The sequence below is a fragment of the Pseudarthrobacter sp. GA104 genome (assembly GCF_009741265.1).
In the GTDB taxonomy this organism is placed as follows: domain Bacteria; phylum Actinomycetota; class Actinomycetes; order Actinomycetales; family Micrococcaceae; genus Arthrobacter.
Window position 1 is genome coordinate 2420369 of sequence record NZ_WOWL01000001.1, and the last position, 25652, is coordinate 2446020.

The window sequence follows — 25652 nt, forward strand, 5'->3', positions numbered from 1 at the left end:
GCTTAGTACGGTTCCTCTTTGCGGGGGTTCCTGGAAGGGTGCTGGTGGGTGCGGGTGGTTTCGTGTTTGGCACACTGTTGGGTCCTGAGGCAACAGGGCCGTGGTTCCGTCCCGTTTTGCGGGGCGGGGTTGCGGGTTTGTTTGTTTCTGGTTTCCTGGCTGCACCGATCATGCATGTTGTGTGTGTGGGGTGTGTGGTTTGGGGTTGTTGTTTGAGAACTACATAGTGGACGCGAGCATCTTTTATAAGAAGCAATTTCCAAGAATATGAACCTGGATCTGTTGTGCTGTCTTTCGGGATGGTGCAGTGGTTTTCGTGGTTTTCTCGAAAATTAGCGTTTTTGATCTTTTGTGGTCAAGTTTTTAAGAGCACACGGTGGATGCCTTGGCATTAGGAGCCGAAGAAGGACGTAGGAATCTGCGATAAGCCTGGGGGAGTCGATAACCGGACTGTGATCCCAGGGTGTCCGAATGGGGAAACCCCGCCGAGCGCGCGAGTGACTCGGTGACCCGCATCTGAACACATAGGGTGCGTGGAGGGAACGCGGGGAAGTGAAACATCTCAGTACCCGCAGGAAGAGAAAACAATAGTGATTCCGTTAGTAGTGGCGAGCGAACGCGGATCAGGCTAAACCGTTCCATGTGTGATAGCCGGCGGGCGTTGCATGGTCGGGGTTGTGGGACTTTCCATACCAGTTCTGCCGGGCTGGTGGGGTGTGATGTGCAGGCATAGGTGAACGGTCTTGAAAGGCCGGCCAGAGAGGGTGTTAGCCCCGTAACCGTAATGTTGTGTACCGCCTGTGAGAGTATCCCAAGTAGTACGGGGCCCGAGAAATCCCGTGCGAATCTGTCAGGACCACCTGATAAGCCTAAATACTCCCTAATGACCGATAGCGGACCAGTACCGTGAGGGAAAGGTGAAAAGTACCCCGGGAGGGGAGTGAAACAGTACCTGAAACCGTGTGCTTACAATCCGTCGGAGCCAGTCTGATTCTGGTGACGGCGTGCCTTTTGAAGAATGAGCCTGCGAGTTAGTGTTACGTCGCGAGGTTAACCCGTGTGGGGCAGCCGTAGCGAAAGCGAGTCTGAATAGGGCGTTGCAGTGGCGTGATCTAGACCCGAAGCGAAGTGATCTACCCATGGCCAGGTTGAAGCGACGGTAAGACGTCGTGGAGGACCGAACCCACTTCAGTTGAAAATGGAGGGGATGAGCTGTGGGTAGGGGTGAAAGGCCAATCAAACTTCGTGATAGCTGGTTCTCCCCGAAATGCATTTAGGTGCAGCGTTGCGTGTTTCTTGCTGGAGGTAGAGCTACTGGATGGCTAATGGGCCCTACAAGGTTACTGACGTCAGCCAAACTCCGAATGCCGGTAAGTGAGAGCGCAGCAGTGAGACTGTGGGGGATAAGCTTCATAGTCGAGAGGGAAACAGCCCAGACCACCAACTAAGGCCCCTAAGCGTGTGCTAAGTGGGAAAGGATGTGGAGTTGCGAAGACAACCAGGAGGTTGGCTTAGAAGCAGCCATCCTTAAAAGAGTGCGTAATAGCTCACTGGTCAAGTGATTCCGCGCCGACAATGTAGCGGGGCTCAAGTACACCGCCGAAGTTGTGGCATTCAAATATTAGCTAAGCCCTTGTGGTTCAGGCGTTTGGATGGGTAGGGGAGCGTCGTGTGGGCGGTGAAGTCGCGGTGTAAACCAGCGGTGGAGCCTACACGAGTGAGAATGCAGGCATGAGTAGCGAAAGACGGGTGAGAAACCCGTCCGCCGAATGATCAAGGGTTCCAGGGTCAAGCTAATCTGCCCTGGGTAAGTCGGGACCTAAGGCGAGGCCGACAGGCGTAGTCGATGGACAACGGGTTGATATTCCCGTACCGGCGAAAAACCGCCCATGCTGAACAGGGGATACTAACTGCCCGAGACCTGCCTGACACCCCTTGTGGGTGAAGGGTTTTGGTGGAGCGCAGGACCTGATCCTGGGAGGCAAGCGTATTAACAGGTGTGACGCAGGAAGGTAGCCGAGCCGGGCGATGGTTGTCCCGGTCTAAGGATGTAGGGCGAACGGTAGGCAAATCCGCTGTTCATGATGCCTGAGATCTGATGGGACCCCCGTTTGGGGGGATTCGGTGATCCTATGCTGCCGAGAAAAGCATCGACGCGAGGTTTTAGCCGCCCGTACCCCAAACCGACACAGGTGATCAGGTAGAGAATACTAAGGCGATCGAGAGAATTATGGTTAAGGAACTCGGCAAAATGCCCCCGTAACTTCGGGAGAAGGGGGGCCCCAACCTTGAACACCACTTGCTGGTGGGAGGGGATCGGGGCCGCAGAGACCAGGGGGAAGCGACTGTTTACTAAAAACACAGGTCCGTGCGAAGTCGCAAGACGATGTATACGGACTGACTCCTGCCCGGTGCTGGAAGGTTAAGAGGACCGGTTAGCCGCAAGGCGAAGCTGAGAATTTAAGCCCCAGTAAACGGCGGTGGTAACTATAACCATCCTAAGGTAGCGAAATTCCTTGTCGGGTAAGTTCCGACCTGCACGAATGGAGTAACGACTTCCCCGCTGTCTCAACCATAAACTCGGCGAAATTGCAGTACGAGTAAAGATGCTCGTTACGCGCAGCAGGACGGAAAGACCCCGAGACCTTTACTATAGTTTGGTATTGGTGTTCGGAGTGGCTTGTGTAGGATAGGTGGGAGACGTTGAAGCCCGGACGCCAGTTCGGGTGGAGTCATCGTTGAAATACCACTCTGGTCACTTTGGACATCTAACTTCGGCCCGTAATCCGGGTCAGGGACAGTGCCTGATGGGTAGTTTAACTGGGGCGGTTGCCTCCTAAAAAGTAACGGAGGCGCCCAAAGGTTCCCTCAGCCTGGTTGGCAATCAGGTGTCGAGTGTAAGTGCACAAGGGAGCTTGACTGTGAGAGAGACATCTCGAGCAGGGACGAAAGTCGGGACTAGTGATCCGGCGGTACATTGTGGAATGGCCGTCGCTCAACGGATAAAAGGTACCTCGGGGATAACAGGCTGATCTTGCCCAAGAGTCCATATCGACGGCATGGTTTGGCACCTCGATGTCGGCTCGTCGCATCCTGGGGCTGGAGTAGGTCCCAAGGGTTGGGCTGTTCGCCCATTAAAGCGGTACGCGAGCTGGGTTTAGAACGTCGTGAGACAGTTCGGTCCCTATCCGCTGCGCGCGCAGGAAATTTGAGAAGGGCTGTCCTTAGTACGAGAGGACCGGGACGGACGAACCTCTGGTGTGTCAGTTGTACTGCCAAGTGCACCGCTGATTAGCTACGTTCGGATGGGATAACCGCTGAAAGCATCTAAGCGGGAAGCTCGCTTCAAGATGAGATTTCCATACACCTCGTGTGTGAGAGGCCCCCAGCCAGACCACTGGGTTGATAGGCCGGATGTGGAAGCGAGGACTAACGACTCGTGAAGCTGACCGGTACTAATAGGCCGATAACTTACACCACACACCACACCCGTGAAACCGGTTCAAAAGCGGTTCCACACCAGGGTTGGTAAAAAGATAACAAGACTGCTTGCGTCCACTATGTGGTTCCCGAACAACAAACCATTTGTTGCAGGGAACACCAACTGAATAACAACACCACAATGTTGTAACCACAACACTTCCCACCCCCCGGGACACCCGGGCGGACGGGTAACAAGGTTACGGCGGTCATAGCGTGGGGGAAACGCCCGGTCCCATTCCGAACCCGGAAGCTAAGACCCACAGCGCCGATGGTACTGCACCCGGGAGGGTGTGGGAGAGTAGGTCACCGCCGGACAACCATTAGGTCGAGGCCCCAACCACCAGGTTGGGGCCTCCCGCATTTAAAAACCACACACCACCACACCACCCACAGCCCGCCTAGACTTACCGTCATGACCTCTAGCTCCAGCGGCCCACAGGTCCGCCGCGCCACCATCCTGGACGTGGCGGCCGCCGCCGGAGTATCCCGGCAGACAGTCACCCGGGCCATGAACGACATGCCTGGCATCAGCGCGGCCACCCGTGAACGTGTCAAGGCGCTGGCAACAGAGCTCGGATATTCCCCTAGCCGGTTCGCGAAAGGCCTGGTGCAGGGCGCCCGCACCTCACTGGGTCTGGCCATTCCGGACCTCACCAACCCGTATTTCCCGGCGTTTGCCTCCAGCGTGGTGGAGGAAGCCACGCAGCGGGGCTGGAACGTGGTGATGGATGATTTTGGCCACGGCAGCGGAAGCGGCCTCGACGCCGTGGCCCGGCTCGCGCCCCAGGTCGATGCCCTGATCGGATACCTTGGGGCCAGCTCGCAGAAAGCCCAGTCCTTGATGGGACGGCGTCCTGTGGTGGTCCTGGACTACCCGGCGGGACAGGCCGCCGGCCGGATCTCCTTTGACTACTTCCATGCGGCACGCATGGCGCTGGAGCACCTTCTGGCGGCACAGCGCCGACGGATCGCCTACCTCGATTCGGACGAAGGCGGGCAGGCCACCACCCGCGGGCTCGCTGTTGCGGCAGCGGCCGCCGACGCCGGCATTGACATCATCATCCTCGAGGCGCAGGACACCGCCCCGGCGGCACGGGAGGCAGTCCGCTCCCTGCTCGAGCAGCACGGCACGGTCGACGGGCTCCTGGTGTTCAACGACCTGATGGCGGCGGGAGCGCTTAAAGCCCTCAATGCCGCCGGCAGGGCAGTGCCGCGGGACTGTGCAGTGATCGGCATGGACGGCATACCCCTGGGCGAACTGGTCTCACCCGAGCTGACCACGCTCGCACTGGACCTGCGTGCAGTAGGCCGGGCCGCCGTCGGACTCGTGGCAGACCTGCTGTCCGGCGCAGTGGAGGCTGGGAGCCCGGACGCCTCCTTGATCCTCAAGCATCAGCTGGTGCTTCGCCAGTCGGCCTGACCCTTCTCAAAGCAGACCTGAACGGCTAGGCTTGAGGCGCTGCCGTGAACGTTCACGTACGGCGAGCGAGACACGGTTCCCCGCACCACAGCCGCAGCCTCCCTGAAGCAAGGAAGCCCATGCCAGCCCATTCGCTTGCCGCCATGGCGGACAGCACGCCCGAAATCATCCCCGGTTCAGCAGCCCGACGCCTGGATCTTGGTGCTGGTGGGATCACGGACCTGGAATCTGTTGAACCCGGCAAGGGCACGTTGCCTCCGCGCGCTTACCTGCACAGCGACGCACCACGGTTGTCGCTGAACGGGGACTGGCAGTTTCGCCTCAGTTCCGGAATCCGGACCGCGCCGAAAGCCGGCTGGCAGTGGGGCAGGCACCTTGATGGGTTCGAGAGCCTGCCCGTACCATCGAGCTGGCCGATGCACGGGCATGGGTCCCCCGCCTACACCAATGTCCAGTTTCCCTTCGCCGTGGAGCCGCCGCATGTGCCGGACGCCAATCCCATTGGCGACCACGTAGTCGTCTTTGAGGCCGGCCCCGAGTTCTTCCCCCACGCCCTGCTGCGGTTCGACGGCATCGAGTCCGCGGGAACCGTGTGGCTGAATGGAAGGGAGCTCGGTACTACGCGCGGCAGCAGGCTGGCCCATGAATTCGATGTGTCCGGGATCCTGGTCCACGGGCAGAACACCCTTGCCGTGCGCGTGGCGCAGTTCTCGGCCGCCAGCTACGTGGAGGACCAGGACATGTGGTGGCTCCCCGGCATCTTCCGGGATGTCACGCTCCAGGCAAGGCCTGAGGCCGGCATCGACGACGTCTTCGTCCACGCAGGCTACGATCACGCCACCGGCGAAGGCACCCTCAAGGTCGAGGTGACCCGGGGCGGACAGGCGATTGACGCCGTCGTCCGCGTTCCCGAACTGGATGCGGAACTGCCCGCAGGCGCGGAACTGCGCATCCCCGCCGTCGAACCCTGGTCTGCGGAGGTGCCCCGGCTCTATGAGGCCACAGTCAGCACCCCCGGAGAGTCCGTGGAGCTGCGGCTCGGCTTCCGCAGCATCGCCATCGAGGACGCGCAGTTCAAGGTCAACGGGCGGCGGATCCTGCTGCGCGGCGTCAACCGTCACGAACACCATCCGCGCCTTGGCCGGGTGGTTCCCAGGGACTTAATGGAGGCCGAACTGCGGCTCATGAAGCAGCACAACATCAATGCCATCCGCACCTCCCATTACCCGCCGCACCCGGATTTCCTGGCACTTGCCGACGAGCTCGGCTTCTACGTTGTGCTCGAGTGCGACCTCGAGACCCATGGCTTTGAGAGTGCCGGCTGGGCCCGGAACCCGAGCGACGACCCGCAGTGGGAAACGGCGCTGGTGGACCGCATGCGCCGCACGGTTGAACGGGACAAGAACCACCCCGCGGTGATCATGTGGTCGCTCGGCAACGAGGCGGGGACCGGCAGGAACCTCGCCGCCATGTCCCGCTGGACCAAGGACCGGGACCCTTCCCGCCCCATCCACTACGAGGGCGACTGGTCCTCCGCGCATGTCGACGTCTACTCCCGGATGTATGCCAGCCAGGCAGAAACGGCCCTGATCGGGCAGGGGATTGAGCCGGCGATCGAAAATGCCGCGCTGGATGCCCGGCGCAGGGCGATGCCATTTGTCCTTTGCGAGTATGTCCACGCCATGGGCAACGGCCCCGGCGGCATGAGCGAGTACCAGGAGCTTTTCGAGAAGTACCCGCGCCTGATGGGCGGCTTCGTGTGGGAGTGGCTGGAACACGGCATCACCGTCGCCTCCCCGTACGGTGGCGAGCACTACGCCTACGGCGGGGACTTCGCCGAGGAAGTTCATGACGGCAATTTCGTCACCGACGGCCTGGTTGATGCGGACCGCAGACCCCGGCCCGGCTTGCTGGACTTCAAGAAGGTCATCGAGCCACTGCGCATAGCGGTGGCAGGTGACTGGTCCGGTTTCACGGTGCGCAACGGCCAGGACTTTGCGGACACCGCTGCGTTCAGCTTCCGTTATGCGGTGGAAGCCGGCGGCAGGACCCTCGCCGCCGGCACTTCGGACGTTCCGCCCGTGGCTCCCCGGGCGGAAGCGGTCATTGGGCTGCCCGCCAGTGTCGCCGCCCTCGCCGCTGCGGAACATGACGGCCGGCCTGCGGTGCTCACCGTCAGTGCAGTCCTCGCCGCTGATTCGGCCTGGGCTGCCTCGGGTCACGAGCTTGCCTGGGGGCAGTCTGTCCGGGAGCCTGACGCTCCGGCCGGTCCGGCGCCGGCTGCAGCCGTGGACGTCCGGGACGGTGAACTGACGCTGGGACCTGTTGTCTTCAGCCGGGTGACGGGCATGCCCACCTCCATAGGCGGCATCCCGGTGGAAAAGTTCGCGCTGAATCTGTGGTGGGCCCCCACGGACAACGACCTCGGCCGTGAATGGGGCGGTGCCGACGAGCGTCCCCTGGCCGCCCAGTGGAAGGATGCCGGCCTCAACCGGCTCCACACCCGGCTGCTGGGTATCACTGCGGACCGCGCTGCCGGCCCCGCCCCTGGGTCCACTGCCGGCCTCACTGCCGACGGCGGGCGGAACGGTGGCGAAGTCCTGACCGTCCGGACGCGTGTAGGTGCTGCGGACAAACAGTACGGAGTATTTGTGGACTATGCGTGGACGAGCGACGGTGAAGCTGTCGGGCTTCGGACGTCGGTCCGGCCGGACGGCGCGTGGGCCAATCGAGGCTCCGGCGTGGAATGGGCGCGGATAGGGCTGGAACTTGTGCTGGGAGAAGAGACGGAGCTGGTGAGCTGGTTCGGCCAGGGCCCCCACCAGAGCTACCCGGATACGGGGCAGGGAGCGCGGAGGGGCTGGTTCTCGCTCCCGCTTTCGGACATGGACGTGGACTACGTGCGGCCACAGGAGTCCGGCGCCCGGTCCGGAGTACGGTCCGCTGCTTTGCGGATTGGGGACCGGGCACTGGAGATAGCCGGTGATCCCTTTGCGCTGACTGTCCGGCCCTACAGCCAGGACGTCCTCGACGCTGCAACGCACCGTCCGGACTTGAAGGCGGACGGCCGGAGCTACCTCTATCTGGACCATGCGCTCAGGGGGGTGGGAACCGCTGCTTGTGGTCCCGGCGTGTTGCCGCAGTACCGGCTTGAGCCCCGTCAAGCCGACTTCTCCCTGACCCTGAGGGTGCGCTAGGGGAGCCGCAAAATGTGAGCCAGTCCATACCACCGGAGGTTGCGGCGCAGAGGTGCCGGCTAAGGCCAAAGAGCCCTGAAAACCGCGGATTTCCGGTGTTCCCAGGGGTCTGTCCCACCCGAGGGGGAGGATTTGCAGAGCGGCTTCCCGCCGTGTATTGTTTTCTGAGTCGCCGCCGCTGAAGCGGAAAAATAGCGGCCAAACCCCTTAGCAAACAGCCTGAAAATGGTTCGCCACTTGGCGCGCCAAACGCGGGCGGGGCCGGGTTCGGAGCAACGAAAATCGCGAAAACGCCGATTTGCAAAGCTCCTTGAAACCGGGTAAGTTTGAAAAGTTGCTCCGGAGCGATCCACGGTGGTTTTTTGCTGGTGGTGGTGCCGGGTGTGTCTGTTGTTTGAGAACTCAATAGTGTGCCAAGTTTGTTGATACCAATTGTTTTAGTGATTGGTTGAATTGACCGGGCTGTCCGCCCCTGTGGGTGGTCTGGTTTTTACAGCTGGTTTCAAATTTTGTGCAGCCTTTTTGTCCCGTTTTCCCGGGGCTGGGGGTTGTGTCTGTTTTACTTCAACGGAGAGTTTGATCCTGGCTCAGGATGAACGCTGGCGGCGTGCTTAACACATGCAAGTCGAACGATGAACCTCACTTGTGGGGGATTAGTGGCGAACGGGTGAGTAACACGTGAGTAACCTGCCCTTAACTCTGGGATAAGCCTGGGAAACTGGGTCTAATACCGGATATGACTCCTCGTCGCATGGTGGGGGGTGGAAAGCTTTTTGTGGTTTTGGATGGACTCGCGGCCTATCAGCTTGTTGGTGAGGTAATGGCTTACCAAGGCGACGACGGGTAGCCGGCCTGAGAGGGTGACCGGCCACACTGGGACTGAGACACGGCCCAGACTCCTACGGGAGGCAGCAGTGGGGAATATTGCACAATGGGCGCAAGCCTGATGCAGCGACGCCGCGTGAGGGATGACGGCCTTCGGGTTGTAAACCTCTTTCAGTAGGGAAGAAGCGAAAGTGACGGTACCTGCAGAAGAAGCGCCGGCTAACTACGTGCCAGCAGCCGCGGTAATACGTAGGGCGCAAGCGTTATCCGGAATTATTGGGCGTAAAGAGCTCGTAGGCGGTTTGTCGCGTCTGCCGTGAAAGTCCGGGGCTCAACTCCGGATCTGCGGTGGGTACGGGCAGACTAGAGTGATGTAGGGGAGACTGGAATTCCTGGTGTAGCGGTGAAATGCGCAGATATCAGGAGGAACACCGATGGCGAAGGCAGGTCTCTGGGCATTAACTGACGCTGAGGAGCGAAAGCATGGGGAGCGAACAGGATTAGATACCCTGGTAGTCCATGCCGTAAACGTTGGGCACTAGGTGTGGGGGACATTCCACGTTTTCCGCGCCGTAGCTAACGCATTAAGTGCCCCGCCTGGGGAGTACGGCCGCAAGGCTAAAACTCAAAGGAATTGACGGGGGCCCGCACAAGCGGCGGAGCATGCGGATTAATTCGATGCAACGCGAAGAACCTTACCAAGGCTTGACATGAACCGGTAATACCTGGAGACAGGTGCCCCGCTTGCGGTCGGTTTACAGGTGGTGCATGGTTGTCGTCAGCTCGTGTCGTGAGATGTTGGGTTAAGTCCCGCAACGAGCGCAACCCTCGTTCTATGTTGCCAGCACGTGATGGTGGGGACTCATAGGAGACTGCCGGGGTCAACTCGGAGGAAGGTGGGGACGACGTCAAATCATCATGCCCCTTATGTCTTGGGCTTCACGCATGCTACAATGGCCGGTACAAAGGGTTGCGATACTGTGAGGTGGAGCTAATCCCAAAAAGCCGGTCTCAGTTCGGATTGGGGTCTGCAACTCGACCCCATGAAGTCGGAGTCGCTAGTAATCGCAGATCAGCAACGCTGCGGTGAATACGTTCCCGGGCCTTGTACACACCGCCCGTCAAGTCACGAAAGTTGGTAACACCCGAAGCCGGTGGCCTAACCCCTTGTGGGAGGGAGCTGTCGAAGGTGGGACTGGCGATTGGGACTAAGTCGTAACAAGGTAGCCGTACCGGAAGGTGCGGCTGGATCACCTCCTTTCTAAGGAGCACCTACAGATTGTTCGTGCCGTGTATGCGGTGCGGGGGTTTGTCAGGAGTACAGCCCGTTGCGCAGACGCAAGTTCTGCGGCGGGTGCTCAAGGGTGGAATATCAACGAATAGCGGCTGCCGGTTCTTTCCGGTGCTTAGTACGGTTCCTCTTTGCGGGGGTTCCTGGAAGGGTGCTGGTGGGTGCGGGTGGTTTCGTGTTTGGCACACTGTTGGGTCCTGAGGCAACAGGGCCGTGGTTCCGTCCCGTTTTGCGGGGCGGGGTTGCGGGTTTGTTTGTTTCTGGTTTCCTGGCTGCACCGATCATGCATGTTGTGTGTGTGGGGTGTGTGGTTTGGGGTTGTTGTTTGAGAACTACATAGTGGACGCGAGCATCTTTTATAAGAAGCAATTTCCAAGAATATGAACCTGGATCTGTTGTGCTGTCTTTCGGGATGGTGCAGTGGTTTTCGTGGTTCTCTCGAAAATTAGCGTTTTTGATCTTTTGTGGTCAAGTTTTTAAGAGCACACGGTGGATGCCTTGGCATTAGGAGCCGAAGAAGGACGTAGGAATCTGCGATAAGCCTGGGGGAGTCGATAACCGGACTGTGATCCCAGGGTGTCCGAATGGGGAAACCCCGCCGAGCGCGCGAGTGACTCGGTGACCCGCATCTGAACACATAGGGTGCGTGGAGGGAACGCGGGGAAGTGAAACATCTCAGTACCCGCAGGAAGAGAAAACAATAGTGATTCCGTTAGTAGTGGCGAGCGAACGCGGATCAGGCTAAACCGTTCCATGTGTGATAGCCGGCGGGCGTTGCATGGTCGGGGTTGTGGGACTTTCCATACCAGTTCTGCCGGGCTGGTGGGGTGTGATGTGCAGGCATAGGTGAACGGTCTTGAAAGGCCGGCCAGAGAGGGTGTTAGCCCCGTAACCGTAATGTTGTGTACCGCCTGTGAGAGTATCCCAAGTAGTACGGGGCCCGAGAAATCCCGTGCGAATCTGTCAGGACCACCTGATAAGCCTAAATACTCCCTAATGACCGATAGCGGACCAGTACCGTGAGGGAAAGGTGAAAAGTACCCCGGGAGGGGAGTGAAACAGTACCTGAAACCGTGTGCTTACAATCCGTCGGAGCCAGTCTGATTCTGGTGACGGCGTGCCTTTTGAAGAATGAGCCTGCGAGTTAGTGTTACGTCGCGAGGTTAACCCGTGTGGGGCAGCCGTAGCGAAAGCGAGTCTGAATAGGGCGTTGCAGTGGCGTGATCTAGACCCGAAGCGAAGTGATCTACCCATGGCCAGGTTGAAGCGACGGTAAGACGTCGTGGAGGACCGAACCCACTTCAGTTGAAAATGGAGGGGATGAGCTGTGGGTAGGGGTGAAAGGCCAATCAAACTTCGTGATAGCTGGTTCTCCCCGAAATGCATTTAGGTGCAGCGTTGCGTGTTTCTTGCTGGAGGTAGAGCTACTGGATGGCTAATGGGCCCTACAAGGTTACTGACGTCAGCCAAACTCCGAATGCCGGTAAGTGAGAGCGCAGCAGTGAGACTGTGGGGGATAAGCTTCATAGTCGAGAGGGAAACAGCCCAGACCACCAACTAAGGCCCCTAAGCGTGTGCTAAGTGGGAAAGGATGTGGAGTTGCGAAGACAACCAGGAGGTTGGCTTAGAAGCAGCCATCCTTAAAAGAGTGCGTAATAGCTCACTGGTCAAGTGATTCCGCGCCGACAATGTAGCGGGGCTCAAGTACACCGCCGAAGTTGTGGCATTCAAATATTAGCTAAGCCCTTGTGGTTCAGGCGTTTGGATGGGTAGGGGAGCGTCGTGTGGGCGGTGAAGTCGCGGTGTAAACCAGCGGTGGAGCCTACACGAGTGAGAATGCAGGCATGAGTAGCGAAAGACGGGTGAGAAACCCGTCCGCCGAATGATCAAGGGTTCCAGGGTCAAGCTAATCTGCCCTGGGTAAGTCGGGACCTAAGGCGAGGCCGACAGGCGTAGTCGATGGACAACGGGTTGATATTCCCGTACCGGCGAAAAACCGCCCATGCTGAACAGGGGATACTAACTGCCCGAGACCTGCCTGACACCCCTTGTGGGTGAAGGGTTTTGGTGGAGCGCAGGACCTGATCCTGGGAGGCAAGCGTATTAACAGGTGTGACGCAGGAAGGTAGCCGAGCCGGGCGATGGTTGTCCCGGTCTAAGGATGTAGGGCGAACGGTAGGCAAATCCGCTGTTCATGATGCCTGAGATCTGATGGGACCCCCGTTTGGGGGGATTCGGTGATCCTATGCTGCCGAGAAAAGCATCGACGCGAGGTTTTAGCCGCCCGTACCCCAAACCGACACAGGTGATCAGGTAGAGAATACTAAGGCGATCGAGAGAATTATGGTTAAGGAACTCGGCAAAATGCCCCCGTAACTTCGGGAGAAGGGGGGCCCCAACCTTGAACACCACTTGCTGGTGGGAGGGGATCGGGGCCGCAGAGACCAGGGGGAAGCGACTGTTTACTAAAAACACAGGTCCGTGCGAAGTCGCAAGACGATGTATACGGACTGACTCCTGCCCGGTGCTGGAAGGTTAAGAGGACCGGTTAGCCGCAAGGCGAAGCTGAGAATTTAAGCCCCAGTAAACGGCGGTGGTAACTATAACCATCCTAAGGTAGCGAAATTCCTTGTCGGGTAAGTTCCGACCTGCACGAATGGAGTAACGACTTCCCCGCTGTCTCAACCATAAACTCGGCGAAATTGCAGTACGAGTAAAGATGCTCGTTACGCGCAGCAGGACGGAAAGACCCCGAGACCTTTACTATAGTTTGGTATTGGTGTTCGGAGTGGCTTGTGTAGGATAGGTGGGAGACGTTGAAGCCCGGACGCCAGTTCGGGTGGAGTCATCGTTGAAATACCACTCTGGTCACTTTGGACATCTAACTTCGGCCCGTAATCCGGGTCAGGGACAGTGCCTGATGGGTAGTTTAACTGGGGCGGTTGCCTCCTAAAAAGTAACGGAGGCGCCCAAAGGTTCCCTCAGCCTGGTTGGCAATCAGGTGTCGAGTGTAAGTGCACAAGGGAGCTTGACTGTGAGAGAGACATCTCGAGCAGGGACGAAAGTCGGGACTAGTGATCCGGCGGTACATTGTGGAATGGCCGTCGCTCAACGGATAAAAGGTACCTCGGGGATAACAGGCTGATCTTGCCCAAGAGTCCATATCGACGGCATGGTTTGGCACCTCGATGTCGGCTCGTCGCATCCTGGGGCTGGAGTAGGTCCCAAGGGTTGGGCTGTTCGCCCATTAAAGCGGTACGCGAGCTGGGTTTAGAACGTCGTGAGACAGTTCGGTCCCTATCCGCTGCGCGCGCAGGAAATTTGAGAAGGGCTGTCCTTAGTACGAGAGGACCGGGACGGACGAACCTCTGGTGTGTCAGTTGTACTGCCAAGTGCACCGCTGATTAGCTACGTTCGGATGGGATAACCGCTGAAAGCATCTAAGCGGGAAGCTCGCTTCAAGATGAGATTTCCATACACCTCGTGTGTGAGAGGCCCCCAGCCAGACCACTGGGTTGATAGGCCGGATGTGGAAGCGAGGACTAACGACTCGTGAAGCTGACCGGTACTAATAGGCCGATAACTTACACCACACACCACACCCGTGAAACCGGTTCAAAAGCGGTTCCACACCAGGGTTGGTAAAAAGATAACAAGACTGCTTGCGTCCACTATGTGGTTCCCGAACAACAAACCATTTGTTGCAGGGAACACCAACTGAATAACAACACCACCCTGCCCTCACACGGGCAGGAAAGCATGTTGTAACCACAACACTTCCCACCCCCGGGGATCACACCCGGGCGGACGGGTAACAAGGTTACGGCGGTCATAGCGTGGGGGAAACGCCCGGTCCCATTCCGAACCCGGAAGCTAAGACCCACAGCGCCGATGGTACTGCACCCGGGAGGGTGTGGGAGAGTAGGTCACCGCCGGACAACCATTAGGTCGAGGCCCCAACCACCAGGTTGGGGCCTCCCGCATTTAACGCCCCCGGGGTTCCCTCTCTCACTTAACGCCCGCTCCCGGGGGACCCTCTCTCACTTAACGCGCCCTCCCGGGGACCCTCCCGCACTGCCCGGCCGGCCCGCCGTCGACCACCAGCGCCAAACTGCAAGAGCATCCCAGGAAACCCCACATCAACCGAGAGAGCATCGCCGAAAAACCCGCATCAACTGAGAGAGCGTCCGCTGGCGGCTGAATCCGGGGTGAAAAACCCGAAAAATCCGGTGATTAACCTCAAAAAGTCGCGGAAACACGCGGAATTTGCGGAACGCGGAGGCCCAAGCTGGTAAGTTTTCGAACAGTGGCTTGTACGCATGCCGCGTATAGGCTCCAGAATCATGACCGTCCAGGAGGACATAAATGGCTAAGAACCGTAGTGAACTTGTTGCAGAGGTAGCTGGCAAGGCCGGCACCAGCCAGGCAGCCGTCAACTCCGTCCTCGACGCACTGTTCGAGGTTTTCGAGACTTCTGTCGCAGCGGGCGAGAAGATCACCATTCCGGGCTGGCTCGCCGTCGAGCGTACCGACCGCGCAGCACGCACCGGCCGCAACCCGCAGACGGGTGAGACCATCCAGATCGCGGCAGGCCACAGCGTCAAGCTGACCGCCGGCTCCAAGCTGAAGGCTGCAGTTTCCAACAAGAAGTAGGCTTCTTCCTCCCCGGCGCGCAGCCGGCGCGGAAAAGGAGCGGCAACCACCAGGTTGCCGCTCCTTTTGTCTTTAAGCCGATTCGCGGCCCGGGCAGGCGTAGCGGACAATGGAATGGTGTCTTCTGCCGCAAAACCACGTTCCACCCAGCCCCCGTCCGTTCCCGGCAAGGGAGTTCGGGGCAACGGTGCGCAGGCGGGGGACAGCGGTGCCTTGGGGATCTCCCGGACATGGCAAGTGGCCGGACTGGCCGCCCTCTTCCTGGGCCTGGCAGCTGCGCTCATCTTCTCCGGGGCTGCCGGCGCCAGGGCAGTCTCTGATCCTGGAGCGCTTGTCCGTTGGGGGCTCCCCGTCAGCAAGGCAATCCACAACGTGTCGCTGGCCACCGTCATCGGCGGCCTTGTCTTCGCCGTCGGCATCCTGCCCAGGAATGCGGGGCCCCGCAGCCGGAGCAAAGAGAGCAGTGAGGCACCCGAACACCCTGCCTTCAGCCGCGCCCTGGCCGTAGCGGCCGCAGCAGGTGCGACGTGGACATTGTCGGCCATCGCGGTCCTGGTCCTCACCTACTCTGATGTTGCCGGACAGGGACTCTCCGGCGATGCCGAGTTCACCCAGGCCCTGGTCTACTTCATGACGGATATCGAGACGGGGCGGGCCTGGCTGGCCGTCACCATCATCGCCGCCGTCGTGACAACGGCCCTGTTCGGAGTGCGGTCCCTCGGCGGCCTGGCGCTGACCCTGATCCTCGCCCTGGCCGGCCTGGTACCCACAGCACTGATCGGCCATTCTTCAAGCTCCTCGGACCACGAAGGCGCCATCAACTCCCTGGGCCTGCACCTGGTAGGGGTCAGCACCTGGGTGGGCGGCATCATCATGCTGGCCCTGCTGTCCGGAATCCTGACCGGCCCCAAAGCCGCAACCGCCACCGACATCACCGAGCCGACGCTCCGCCGGTTCTCGTCGCTGGCCGGTTTTGCCTTCGTGCTCGTTCTCGCGTCCGGCATCATCAACGCCAGCATCCGGGTCACCAACTGGGGTGACCTCTTCGGTTCCCCCTATGGCCAGCTCATCCTGGCCAAGGCGATGGCCACGCTGGTCCTGGGCGGGATCGGGTTCATGCACCGGCAGTGGGTGATCCCGCAGCTGAGCCGCAAGGGCTCCACCATGTCCTCGCGGCGGGTCCTCTGGCAGCTGGTCCTGGCGGAATTCCTGGTGATGGGCGCAACGTCGGGCGTCGCCGTCGCCCTGGGCCGGTCCGCCCCGCCGGAGCCCACAGCCTTCGCGCCCGATGCCACGCCCGCCTTCATCCTCACCGGGTATGAGCTTCCCCCGGAGCTGACCCCCGAACGCTGGCTGACAGAGTGGCGCCTGGACTGGCTCTGGATCGCCGCGGCGCTGTTCGGGCTTGTGTCCTACTTCCTTGGCGTGGCCAAGATCTACCGGCGCGGCGACAAGTGGCAGTGGTTCCGCACCGTGAACTGGGTCATTGGCCTGCTGGTGCTCACCTACATCACCTCTGGTCCGCCGTCGGTCTATGGCCGCGTGCTGTTCTCCGCCCACATGGTGGACCACATGGCGCTGACCATGGTGGCGCCGATCTTCCTGGTGCTGGGGGCGCCTGTGACCCTCGCACTGCGGGCCCTGCCTGCCCGTGGAGACGGTTCCCGCGGGGCGCGTGAGTGGCTGCTGGTGTTCGTCCACTCGAAGTTCTCGCAGCTGGTCACGCACCCGCTCTTCGCCGCCGCGAACTTCGCCGGCTCGATTGTGCTGTTCTACTACTCGGACCTGTTCGGCTTCGCCATGCGCGAGCATGTGGGCCACGAGCTGATGACCGTGCACTTCCTGCTGACCGGCTACATCTTCATCCTGAGCATGATCGGCACCGACCCGCTTCCGCTCCGGGCGCCGTACCCCATGCGGCTCGTCCTGCTCCTGGCCACCATGGGCTTCCACGCGTTCTTCGGCGTGGCCATCATGGGCGGGACCAACCTGCTGGCCGCGGACTACTTCGGGAACCTGGGCAGGGCCTGGGGCCAGTCGGCACTCGCAGACCAGCAGACCGGCGGCGCCGTGGCCTGGGGCATCGGCGAGGTGCCCACGCTCCTGGTGGCAATCGGCGTCGCCATCATGTGGTCCCGGTCGGACGCGCGGGAGACCAAACGCGTGGACCGGGCGGCGGACAGGAATAACGACGCCGATCTCACCGCTTACAACGATATGTTTGCCAAGTTGGCTGAACGCGATGCCAAGCTGGCTGAACGAAACAAGCTGGAAGGACGCTGATGAGCGAAACCGTACGCACGCATGCCCGGGTCCGGGCTTCCGAACTGGTGGGCCGTAACTGGTTGAACACCGGCGGCAAATCACTGGACCTTGAAGCCCTCCGCGGCAAGATCGTGCTGCTGGACTTCTGGACCTTCTGCTGCATCAACTGCCTCCACGTCCTGGACGAGCTGCGGCCGCTGGAGGAACAGTACTCCGATGTCCTGGTGACGGTGGGCGTCCACTCGCCCAAGTTCGAGCACGAGGCCGATCCCGTAGCGCTGGCTGCCGCCGTGGAGCGCTACGAGATCCACCACCCGGTCCTGGACGACCCGGAGCTGGAGACCTGGAAGGCCTATACCGCCCGGGCCTGGCCCACCCTGGTGGTCATCGATCCCGAGGGCTACATCGTGGCGCACCTCTCCGGCGAAGGCCACGCGGACGGCCTGGCCGTGCTGATTCCCGAGCTGATCGCACAACATGAGGCCAAGGGGACGCTGCACCGCGGTTCCGGCCCGTACGTGGCGCCCGAGCCCACGTCCGGCACCCTGCGCTTCCCGGGCAAGGCGCTCTTCCTCCCGCCGGGCCGCGGTTCCACCGCCTCGGAGGGAACGTCCGACGGCGGTACCGCGGCGGGTGCCGCGGCCGCCGGTTCCCCAGCAAGTAAGGGCTCGTGGCTGGTCACCGATACCGGCCACCACCGGCTGGTGGAGCTTGCCACCGACTTCCACACTGTCCTGGGCACCTTTGGCTCCGGCAGCCGGGGCTACTCCGACGGCCCGGCCGCCGGTGACACAGCCGCGGCCCGGTTCAACGAACCCCAGGGCCTGGTCCTGCTGCCGGAAGACGTGGCAGCCAAGGCGGGTTACGACGTCGTCATTGCCGACTCCGTCAACCACCGGCTCCGCGGGCTGTCCCTCGCGGACGGCAAGGCCTCAACCCTGGCCGGCAGCGGCGTCCAGCGGCTGCTGGAGGCGGGACCCGCGCGCGTGGATGAGGACGCGGCGGGATTCACCGGCGAGCTCGGCGGGCACCCGCTGGACGTTGCCCTGAGTTCGCCGTGGGATGTTGTCTGGTCGCGCAAGCTCAACGCCGTGGTGATCGCCATGGCCGGGACGCACCAGATCTTCAGCTTCGATCCCATCACCGGCTCTGTTGCCATTGTGGCCGGCAACGGGCTGGAGGGCCTGCTGGACGGCGCCCCGCACGAGGCCTGGTTCGCCCAGCCCTCCGGCCTGGCCGAGGACGCGGACGGGAACATTTGGGTGGCAGACTCCGAGACGTCCGCCCTCCGCAAGTTGGTGATTGACGACGACGGCAGCGTCACGGTGGAGTCCGCCATCGGCAAGGGGCTGTTCGACTTCGGCTTCCGGGACGGCCCCGCCGCAGAGGCCCGGCTGCAGCACCCCCTGGGTGTGACAGTCCTCCCGGACGGATCAGTGGCGATCGCGGACACCTACAACGGTGCCGTCCGCCGCTACGACCCCGCCTCGGGCACGGTGTCAACGCTCGCGCGCGGCCTCCTGGAGCCGTCAGACGTGATTGTGGACCACACGCATTCGGCCGGTTCCGAGCCACTGCTGGTGGTGGTTGAGGCCAACAAGCACCAGGTGGTGTTCGTTCCCATCCCCAAGGAAGCCCAGCAGGTGGATGAGGGAGCGGTCCAGACCCACCGGCCCAAGAGCCCTGTGGCGCCAGGACCCGTTGAACTGGCCGTCCGCTTCACCGCCCCCACCGGGCAGAAGCTCGATGACCGCTGGGGCGATCCCACGCAGCTGAAGATCTCCTCCACCCCGCCGGAGCTTCTGGTGTCCGGCGGCGGAACGTCCGTGGGGCTGCTGCGGACGCTGGAGCTTTCACCTGAGGTGGCCGAGGGCGTCCTGCACATCACGGCCCGGGCTGCTGCCTGTGACGGCCCCGAGACCGAGGACGGCGAAATCCCGGACCACGCCGCCTGCCACCTCTACCAGCAGGACTGGGGCATCCCCGTGGTGCTGCAGCGCGACGGCGACCGTGAGCTGGTCCTGGACCTCCGCGGGATGGACTGACGCGCCGCCGAGTGTCCAACTGGCCCGGTTATTGGCTTGATGCCGCTTGAAACCGGGCCAGTGCCGCACCTTTTGCCCCCAAAACTGGGCCAGCCTGGGCCCAGGGTTCTCCACATAGCTCCCTTGCTGCCTCCCGTCGACCATGGGACTGCCGACAGTCTGGCTTGATGGACCCAACAGAGATCCTCAGGTCGGCCGGGGGAGTCTTGCTGCGGCGGGATGTGCTGGCCGCCGGTGCTACGGATGTGGAGCTTCGCCGGGCGGTCCGCAGCGGCCAGGTGCTACGGCTGGAACGAGGACTCCTGGCCACGGCAGATGCTGATGCGGAACTGGTGGCTGCAGGTCGTGCCCGCGGCATGGTCACGTGTGTTTCCGCGGCACCGTCATACGGCCTCTGGCGGCTCCGACCTGCTGCCAGTCCGCACTACTGGCAGAGCAATGGCCGGATCGCAGTCCGTTGTGTCAGCCATCGTCTTGCCCTGACGCAGCCACCCCGGTATCGGACCCTGGCAGCACTTCCCGATGTCTTGCTTCATGCCCTTCTTTGCCTGCCGGAACTTGAGTCCCTGGTGATGGTGGAGTGTGCCTACAACCGCGGCGACATCGATCTGCCGTATCTGCTGCGCCACCTCGAGGGCAGCCGGTGTGGCAAAGCGCGGAACGTGGTGTCCAAAGTTGACCGTGGTGCGGATTCCCTGCTCGAAACACTGGCCCGGGTATTGTTCCGGGATGCGGGCATTCTTACCGAGACCCAAGTGTGGATCGACGGAATCGGACGAGTGGACTTCCTGCTGGAAGGGTTCCTCATCGTAGAAATTGACGGGCTCGCCTTCCACCTCGAGGCGCGCCAGTTCAAAAAGGACCGGCGGCGGGATAACTCGGCAATACTGCAGGGCTTGCCCGTGCTCAGGTTCTTCTACGACGACGTGGTTCACGGGCCGGAATCCGTCCTGGCGCAGGTCCGTGAGGTTCTTGCCCGGGGTTCGCTGCGGTGGCCGCAACCACACCGGCCCGGTTATTCGCCCAGCTGGCGCCACAAAGGCCGGTAAACCTGGCATTAGGCAACTAAAACTGGGCTGTTGTGGCAGGGGCTAGAAGCTTAGCACCGGCGTGACCTTGACTGTGTCTCCTGAGACGTCCAGCCGGGTGGTGAAGCTGAAGTCCACCTCTTCACTGAGGGGGTACCAGGCGCCGGTGAACAGGTTCTGCTGGAGGGCCTCAACCTTGGCCTTGCCGTCGAGCGGAGCCACCACCCAGCGCCCGTCGAAGGGCTCGATGGACACGTTGGGGTACTCCGTCACGGTCCACTTGATGGTGCCGTCCTGCACCCTGTTGTTGCTGGCGTAGTAGAACGGGCAGTCGGGCTGGAGCTTCTGCTCCTTGGCTGCTTCGGCTGCGCAGCTGTCCAGGAATTCCTTGACCTTCGCCGAGACGTCCTTCTTCAGGGTGTCCGTGGCCTGGGTGAGGAGGTTGAGCGGCGCTACGGGGGCATCGCGCGCCGTCACCGTGGCCCTGGTGGGTGATGCCGAAAAGTACTGGCCGTTCACGGTGGCCTCGTACTCGCCCGGATAGAACACCGCAAAGGAGTTCCGGCCGTTCGGCATGTTCACCGGCACGCCGTTGACGGTGGCCTCGCTGGCGTTGACCACCGTGATGTCAAGAGTGGGAAGCCTCGACGGAACAAAGGCCCACGTGTTGAAGAAGAGCCACTCGGTTCCGGTTTTCTCCAGCAGAAACTCGGTGCGGAGCCGGCTGCCGTCAATGGTGTATTGCATGGGCACCATGACCTGGTTGTCCGGGAGCTCCACCGCGTCACCGATATCCACGTTCGTGAACCGGGACGTTGCAGTCTGCAGGGCGGTTCCGTCCAGCATGGCGGCGTTGCTGGGCGGCACGGTTGCCCTAAGCAGCCCCAGTGCCTTGCCGCCGTCGCCGCTTTGCAGTGCCTCCAGATACTCCCGGACCGGCTGCTGCGGGCCAGCCACCGTATTGTTGACCAGGTTCACCGCAACGACGGCTCCGGCGACGGCAAGCATGAGTCCCAGCAGCCATCCGGCCGCGATCCTCACCAACGCTTGACTCATCTGCACTGTCATTACGTTACCTGCCAAGCGGCCGACGACGGCAGTCGGGCATGGCGGATGCGGTACCTGGTCAGCGGCGGCGCCGCCGGGACGACGTGCCGAACACCCCGCGCAGCAGCTCCCGCCCAAGCTGCGTGCCGATGGACCTCGCCATGCTCTTCAGCCCGCCGCCCAGGGCTCCGCCCAGCACGCCACCCAGATCCCCCATCATCGAATCACGCGGTTCTTCCGTCCGGGAGCGGCGCGTTCCATCCCCGGAAGCTGCCGGCCGGCTGCTGGGGCGGCCGAGGATCTCCTCCTCGATCCGGCGTGCCTCGGCGTCGATGTCGGTAGTGTCGCCGGCAGCCCTGCCGGGGACGGCCACCCGGCCATCGGCGGCCGGCCCCGTGGGAGCGGCAGCCTTCCCGGAAAGCTTTTCGAAGGCCGACGGATTGTCCACCGCCGTTCCGTACCTGGCCAGCAGGGCTGAAGCCGCCACGGTGCTGCGGACCAAAGCCTCGTCGCTCGGACCCATCACGGACTCGGGCGCCCGCAGGCGGGTCAGCGCCACGGGGGTGGGGGCACCCTTCTCATTCATGACGGTGATGACGGCCTCGCCGATGCCGGCGGACGTCAGGGTTTCCTCCAGGTCGTAGTCGCTGAGCGGAAAGGTGGAGACCGTGGCCTTCAATGCCTTGGCGTCCTCCGGGGTGAACGCGCGGAGGGCATGCTGCACCCGGTTGGCGAGCTGGCCCAGGACCTCGGCCGGGACGTCCTTGGGGGTCTGGGTGACGAAGAAGATTCCCACGCCCTTGGAGCGGATGAGCCGGACCGTGGTGGTGATGGCCTCCAGGAACGCCTTGGAGGCGTCGTTGAAGAGCAGGTGGGCTTCATCGAGGAAGAACACCAGCTTGGGTTTGTCCAGGTCGCCGGCCTCGGGGAGGTCCTCGAACAGGTCGGCCAGCAGCCACATCAGGAAGGTGGAGAACAGCATGGGCTTGGTCTGCAGCGTGGGCAGCTCCAGGCACGTGATGACCCCGCGGCCGTCCGGGGCGGTCCGCAGCAGCTCCGCGGTATCGAATTCGGGTTCCCCGAAAAACCTCTCCAGTCCCTGCGCCTCGAGGCTCACAAGCTCGCGCAGGATCACCCCGGCGGTCGCCTTGGACAGGCCGCCGAGTTCCTCGAGCTGGTCTTTGCCCTCGTCCGAGGTGAGGAACTGGATGACGGCACGGAGGTCCTTCAGGTCAATGAGTTCCAGGCCGTTCTTGTCCGCAAAATAGAAGACCAGCTGCAGGCTCGATTCCTGCGTGTCGTTCAGTTCCATGATCCGCGAGAGCAGGATGGGCCCGAAGGAGGACACCGTGGCCCGCACGGGGACGCCGTTGCCATCGCCGCCCAGGGCCAGGAACTCCACCGGGAACGTCTTGCCCTGCCATGGCTGCCCGATGCCCTCCGTGCGTGCGGTGAGTTTTTCACTGCCGACGGCGGCGGTGGCCAGCCCGGAGAGGTCGCCTTTGATGTCCGCCAGGAAGACCGGCACGCCGGCGGTGGAGAGCTGTTCGGCCATCATGTGCAGTGTGACGGTCTTGCCCGTGCCGGTGGCACCTGCCACGAGGCCGTGCCGGTTCATCATGGAAAGCGGCAGCCGCACCGGCGCGTCCTTGTGGAGCTCGCCGTCCACGATCGCGGCTCCCAGCTCTATGGTGGCGCCTTCCAGCGTGTAGCCCTTCTGGAGGGTGGCAAGCTTCTCTGCTGTGGTTTTGTTGGCCATGGCGTTAGCTTAGCGGCGGCCGCAACCCCGCACCGGTCCGCGCGTCGTGACTAAGGACCGCTTGGGCGGGTGGCAGCTTCGTTGGAAGGGCCGACGGCGGCGTGGTGAGTGCCGCCGTCGGCCCTTTTTGGGGACGGTTTCGTCGGGTGCCCTCAGGCTGCAGCTGCCTGCAGGGCAGCACCCACGACGCCCGCAGAGTTTTCCAGGCTGGCCGGGATGACCGGGGTGCGCAGTGACAGGCGAGGCAGGTATTCGTTGCTGCATTCCGAAATTCCCCCACCGATGATGATCAGGTCGGGCGAGAAGAGGAACTCCACATGTGACAGGTACAGCTGGAGCCGGTCCGCGTACTCAATCCAGTCCAGGCCTGCATTTTCGCGGGCGACGGCCGATGCCCGGGATTCTGCCTTGTGCCCGTCGATTTCCAGATGCCCCAGCTCGAAATTGGGTATCAGCTTTCCATCAACGATGAGTGCTGATCCGATGCCCGTTCCCAACGTGAGGACCAGGACAACGCCGCGTTTGTCCTTCCCGACGCCGTAATGGGCCTCTGCCATACCAGCGGCGTCGGCGTCATTCACCACGCAAACGGGCCGGCCAAGCCGTTCCCGCAAGTAGGCTTGAACATCCAGTCCGATCCAGCCGGCGTCCATGTTTGCTGCCGACCTGGCCACTCCGTGCTGGACTATCGAGGGGATGGCGACGCCGACAGCAGGGGCGCTATGGCCGGGGCTTTCGGATTCGAGCTCATCGATGAGCTGGTCCAGGGTGTTTGCGACTTCATCAACCGTGCCGCAGGCAGGTGTCCGGAGGCGACGGACGCCGCCGACCGGGGTGCCGCTGCCCATGTTGATGATTGCGCCCTTGATCCACGTCCCGCCGACATCGATGCCGATCCCGAAATCCAGTCCGGATGGCACGTCCGTGGTATTGGCCGAGGGTCCTGTCATCACGCTTCCTGGAGCCAGGCCGTGGCCGCTCCGGGCAGGGAACCTGCCGGGAGGGGCGAACTGGAGACCAGTACCTTGCCGGCGGGCAGTTCGAAGGCTTCCGTGCCGAAGTTCGTTACGGAGGTCCAGCCGTTGGGGCGCCGGAAGGCCAGGACGTCAGGCCGGCCGGTTTCCAGCCATTCCAGCGCTTCAGTGGTCTGCAGCCGTGACCGCAGGGCAAGCGCCCTGCGGTAGAGGGACAGGGTTGACTCTTCCCGGGCCTCCTGGGCTTCCACTGAGTAGCCTGCGAACCATTCCGGTTGCGGCAGGTGGGCGCCGCCCGTCCCGAAACCGAACGAGGTGCCCGAGCCTGTCCAGGGCAGCGGCACGCGGCAGCCGTCGCGGCCGATTTCCACGCCTTTGTTGCGGAAGAAGGCCGGGTCCTGGCGTTCTGCGTCGGGGATTTCGCTGCCGACTTCCTGCAGGCCCAGTTCCTCGCCCTGGTAGAGGTACGCGGAGCCTGGAAGGGCGAACATCAGCAACGATGCGGCACGGGCGCGGCGCAGGCCGAGTTCCACGTCGACGTCTTCCTGCTTGCCGCCGGCCAGCAGCCACTGCTTGCCGGCCTCGCCGGCCATGATCCCGCCCTCGGCCGAAGGTCCGGAGACTGGCAGCCCGTAGCGTGTGGCGTGCCGTACGACGTCGTGGTTGGAGAAAACCCACGTGGAGGAAGCGCCGGAAGCCTGGGCCTCGGCGAGGTTCTTGGTGATGATCTTCCGGTACTGGGCGCCGTCAAAGTCTGCCTGCAGCAGGTCGAAATTGAAGGCCTGGCCAAGGCCCTCCGGGCTGGCGTAGCGGGCCCGGCGGTCCGAGTGCACCCAGGCTTCGGCGACGGCGGTGCGCGGCGGGTTGTACTCGTTGAAGAGCTTGCGCCACTCGGCGTAGATCTCGTGGACTTCGTCGCGGTCCCAGTACGGATGCGCACCGGCAAGGTACAGCGCCTCGCCCTGGGTTTCGAGGTCTGCCTTGGTGGGCAGGGACTCTTCGAGGTTCTTGGTCAGGGCATGGGCGACGTCAATCCGGAAACCGTCCACGCCCCGGTCGGACCAGAAGCGCAAGGTCTTCAGGAAGTCTTCGCGAACCTCGCGGTTGTCCCAGTTGAAGTCCGGCTGTTCCTTGGCGAAGATGTGCATGTACCACTGGCCCGGAGTTCCGTCGGGTTCTGTGATGCGTTCCCAGGCGGGACCGCCGAACACGGAGTCCCAGTCTGACGGCGGAAGTTCACCGTTGTCGCCGAGTCCGTCACGGAAGATGTAGCGGTCGCGGGCGGGGGATCCCTTCGGGGAGGCGAGGGCTTCCTGGAACCACTCGTGGCGGTTCGAGGAGTGGTTGGGCACGATGTCCACGATCAGCTTGATGCCGGCGGCGTGCAGGGCGGAGGCCATGTCGTTGAAGTCCTCGAGAGTGCCGAGCCGCGGGTCAACGTTACGGTAGTCGTCCACGTCATAGCCCCCGTCGGCGAGGGCTGAAGGGTAGAACGGGCTCAGCCAGACCGCATCGATTCCCAGAGCCTTCAGGTAAGGGACCTTGGCGGTGATGCCGTTGATGTCACCGATACCGTCGCCGTTGGAGTCGGCGAAGCTGCGGGGGTATATCTGGTAGACCGAGGCCTGGCGCCACCAGTCGGGGTCGGTCATCTGCTTGGGCCCG

10 protein-coding genes and 5 rRNA genes are annotated in these 25652 nt (G+C 62.2%); 11 read left to right on the forward strand and 4 right to left on the reverse strand.

Annotated elements, in window-relative coordinates; all coding sequences use genetic code 11:
- The first annotated feature begins 353 nt into the window (after positions 1–353).
- The 11 genes from GK109_RS11055 to GK109_RS11105 all read left to right on the forward strand — a co-directional run bounded on the left by GK109_RS11055 (position 354) and on the right by GK109_RS11105 (position 20228).
- A 23S ribosomal RNA gene (locus tag GK109_RS11055) occupies positions 354–3480 on the forward strand.
- Between the two features lie 201 nt (positions 3481–3681).
- Positions 3682–3798, forward strand: a 5S ribosomal RNA gene (gene rrf / locus GK109_RS11060).
- Between the two features lie 97 nt (positions 3799–3895).
- Positions 3896–4903: a LacI family DNA-binding transcriptional regulator gene (locus GK109_RS11065; RefSeq protein ID WP_157240412.1), complete on the forward strand. Its 1008-nt coding sequence runs from the start codon at positions 3896–3898 to the stop codon at positions 4901–4903.
- 119 nt (positions 4904–5022) lie between these two features.
- Complete coding sequence (locus GK109_RS11070) at positions 5023–8100, forward strand: glycoside hydrolase family 2 TIM barrel-domain containing protein (RefSeq protein WP_157240414.1); 3078 nt, start codon at positions 5023–5025, stop codon at positions 8098–8100.
- 564 nt (positions 8101–8664) lie between these two features.
- Positions 8665–10186: ribosomal RNA gene (locus GK109_RS11075) — 16S ribosomal RNA — on the forward strand.
- A gap of 496 nt (positions 10187–10682) precedes the next feature.
- Positions 10683–13809: ribosomal RNA gene (locus GK109_RS11080) — 23S ribosomal RNA — on the forward strand.
- 228 nt (positions 13810–14037) lie between these two features.
- Positions 14038–14154, forward strand: a 5S ribosomal RNA gene (gene rrf, locus GK109_RS11085).
- The 16S, 23S and 5S rRNA genes sit together here, the layout of an rRNA operon.
- A 427-nt stretch (positions 14155–14581) precedes the next feature.
- A complete protein-coding gene (locus GK109_RS11090) occupies positions 14582–14869 on the forward strand; it encodes an HU family DNA-binding protein (protein ID WP_009358243.1) in 288 nt (95 codons plus the stop codon).
- A 114-nt stretch (positions 14870–14983) separates the two neighbouring features.
- Positions 14984–17152 carry a cytochrome c oxidase assembly protein gene (locus tag GK109_RS11095; protein ID WP_157240416.1) on the forward strand — a complete coding sequence of 723 codons (2169 nt, stop codon included), beginning with the start codon at positions 14984–14986 and terminating at the stop codon, positions 17150–17152.
- Positions 17152–19179, forward strand: a complete 2028-nt coding sequence (locus GK109_RS11100; RefSeq protein ID WP_157240417.1) for an NHL domain-containing thioredoxin family protein — start codon at positions 17152–17154, stop codon at positions 19177–19179. The genes GK109_RS11095 and GK109_RS11100 overlap by 1 nt, the downstream gene beginning before the upstream one ends.
- 167 nt (positions 19180–19346) lie before the next feature.
- Entirely contained in the window at positions 19347–20228 is an 882-nt protein-coding gene (locus tag GK109_RS11105) for a type IV toxin-antitoxin system AbiEi family antitoxin domain-containing protein (protein WP_157240419.1), read from the forward strand.
- A gap of 42 nt (positions 20229–20270) precedes the next feature.
- Here the strand turns inward: GK109_RS11105 and GK109_RS11110 are convergent, their stop codons facing one another.
- The 4 genes from GK109_RS11110 to GK109_RS11125 form a co-directional block, all read right to left on the reverse strand.
- Entirely contained in the window at positions 20271–21263 is a 993-nt protein-coding gene (locus tag GK109_RS11110) for a hypothetical protein (RefSeq protein ID WP_157240421.1), read from the reverse strand.
- A gap of 70 nt (positions 21264–21333) precedes the next feature.
- Entirely contained in the window at positions 21334–23013 is a 1680-nt protein-coding gene (locus GK109_RS11115) for a helicase HerA-like domain-containing protein (RefSeq protein ID WP_157240423.1), read from the reverse strand.
- 152 nt (positions 23014–23165) lie between these two features.
- On the reverse strand, positions 23166–23963 hold the full coding sequence (gene ppgK / locus GK109_RS11120) for a polyphosphate--glucose phosphotransferase (RefSeq protein WP_157240424.1): 798 nt from the start codon (positions 23961–23963) through the stop codon (positions 23166–23168).
- The gene (locus GK109_RS11125; RefSeq protein ID WP_157242865.1) at positions 23963–25639 is read right to left on the reverse strand and encodes an alpha-amylase family glycosyl hydrolase; all 1677 of its coding nucleotides are present in this window, start codon (positions 25637–25639) and stop codon (positions 23963–23965) included. Before GK109_RS11125 ends, ppgK begins: the two co-directional genes overlap by 1 nt.
- Positions 25640–25652: the final 13 nt, after the last annotated feature.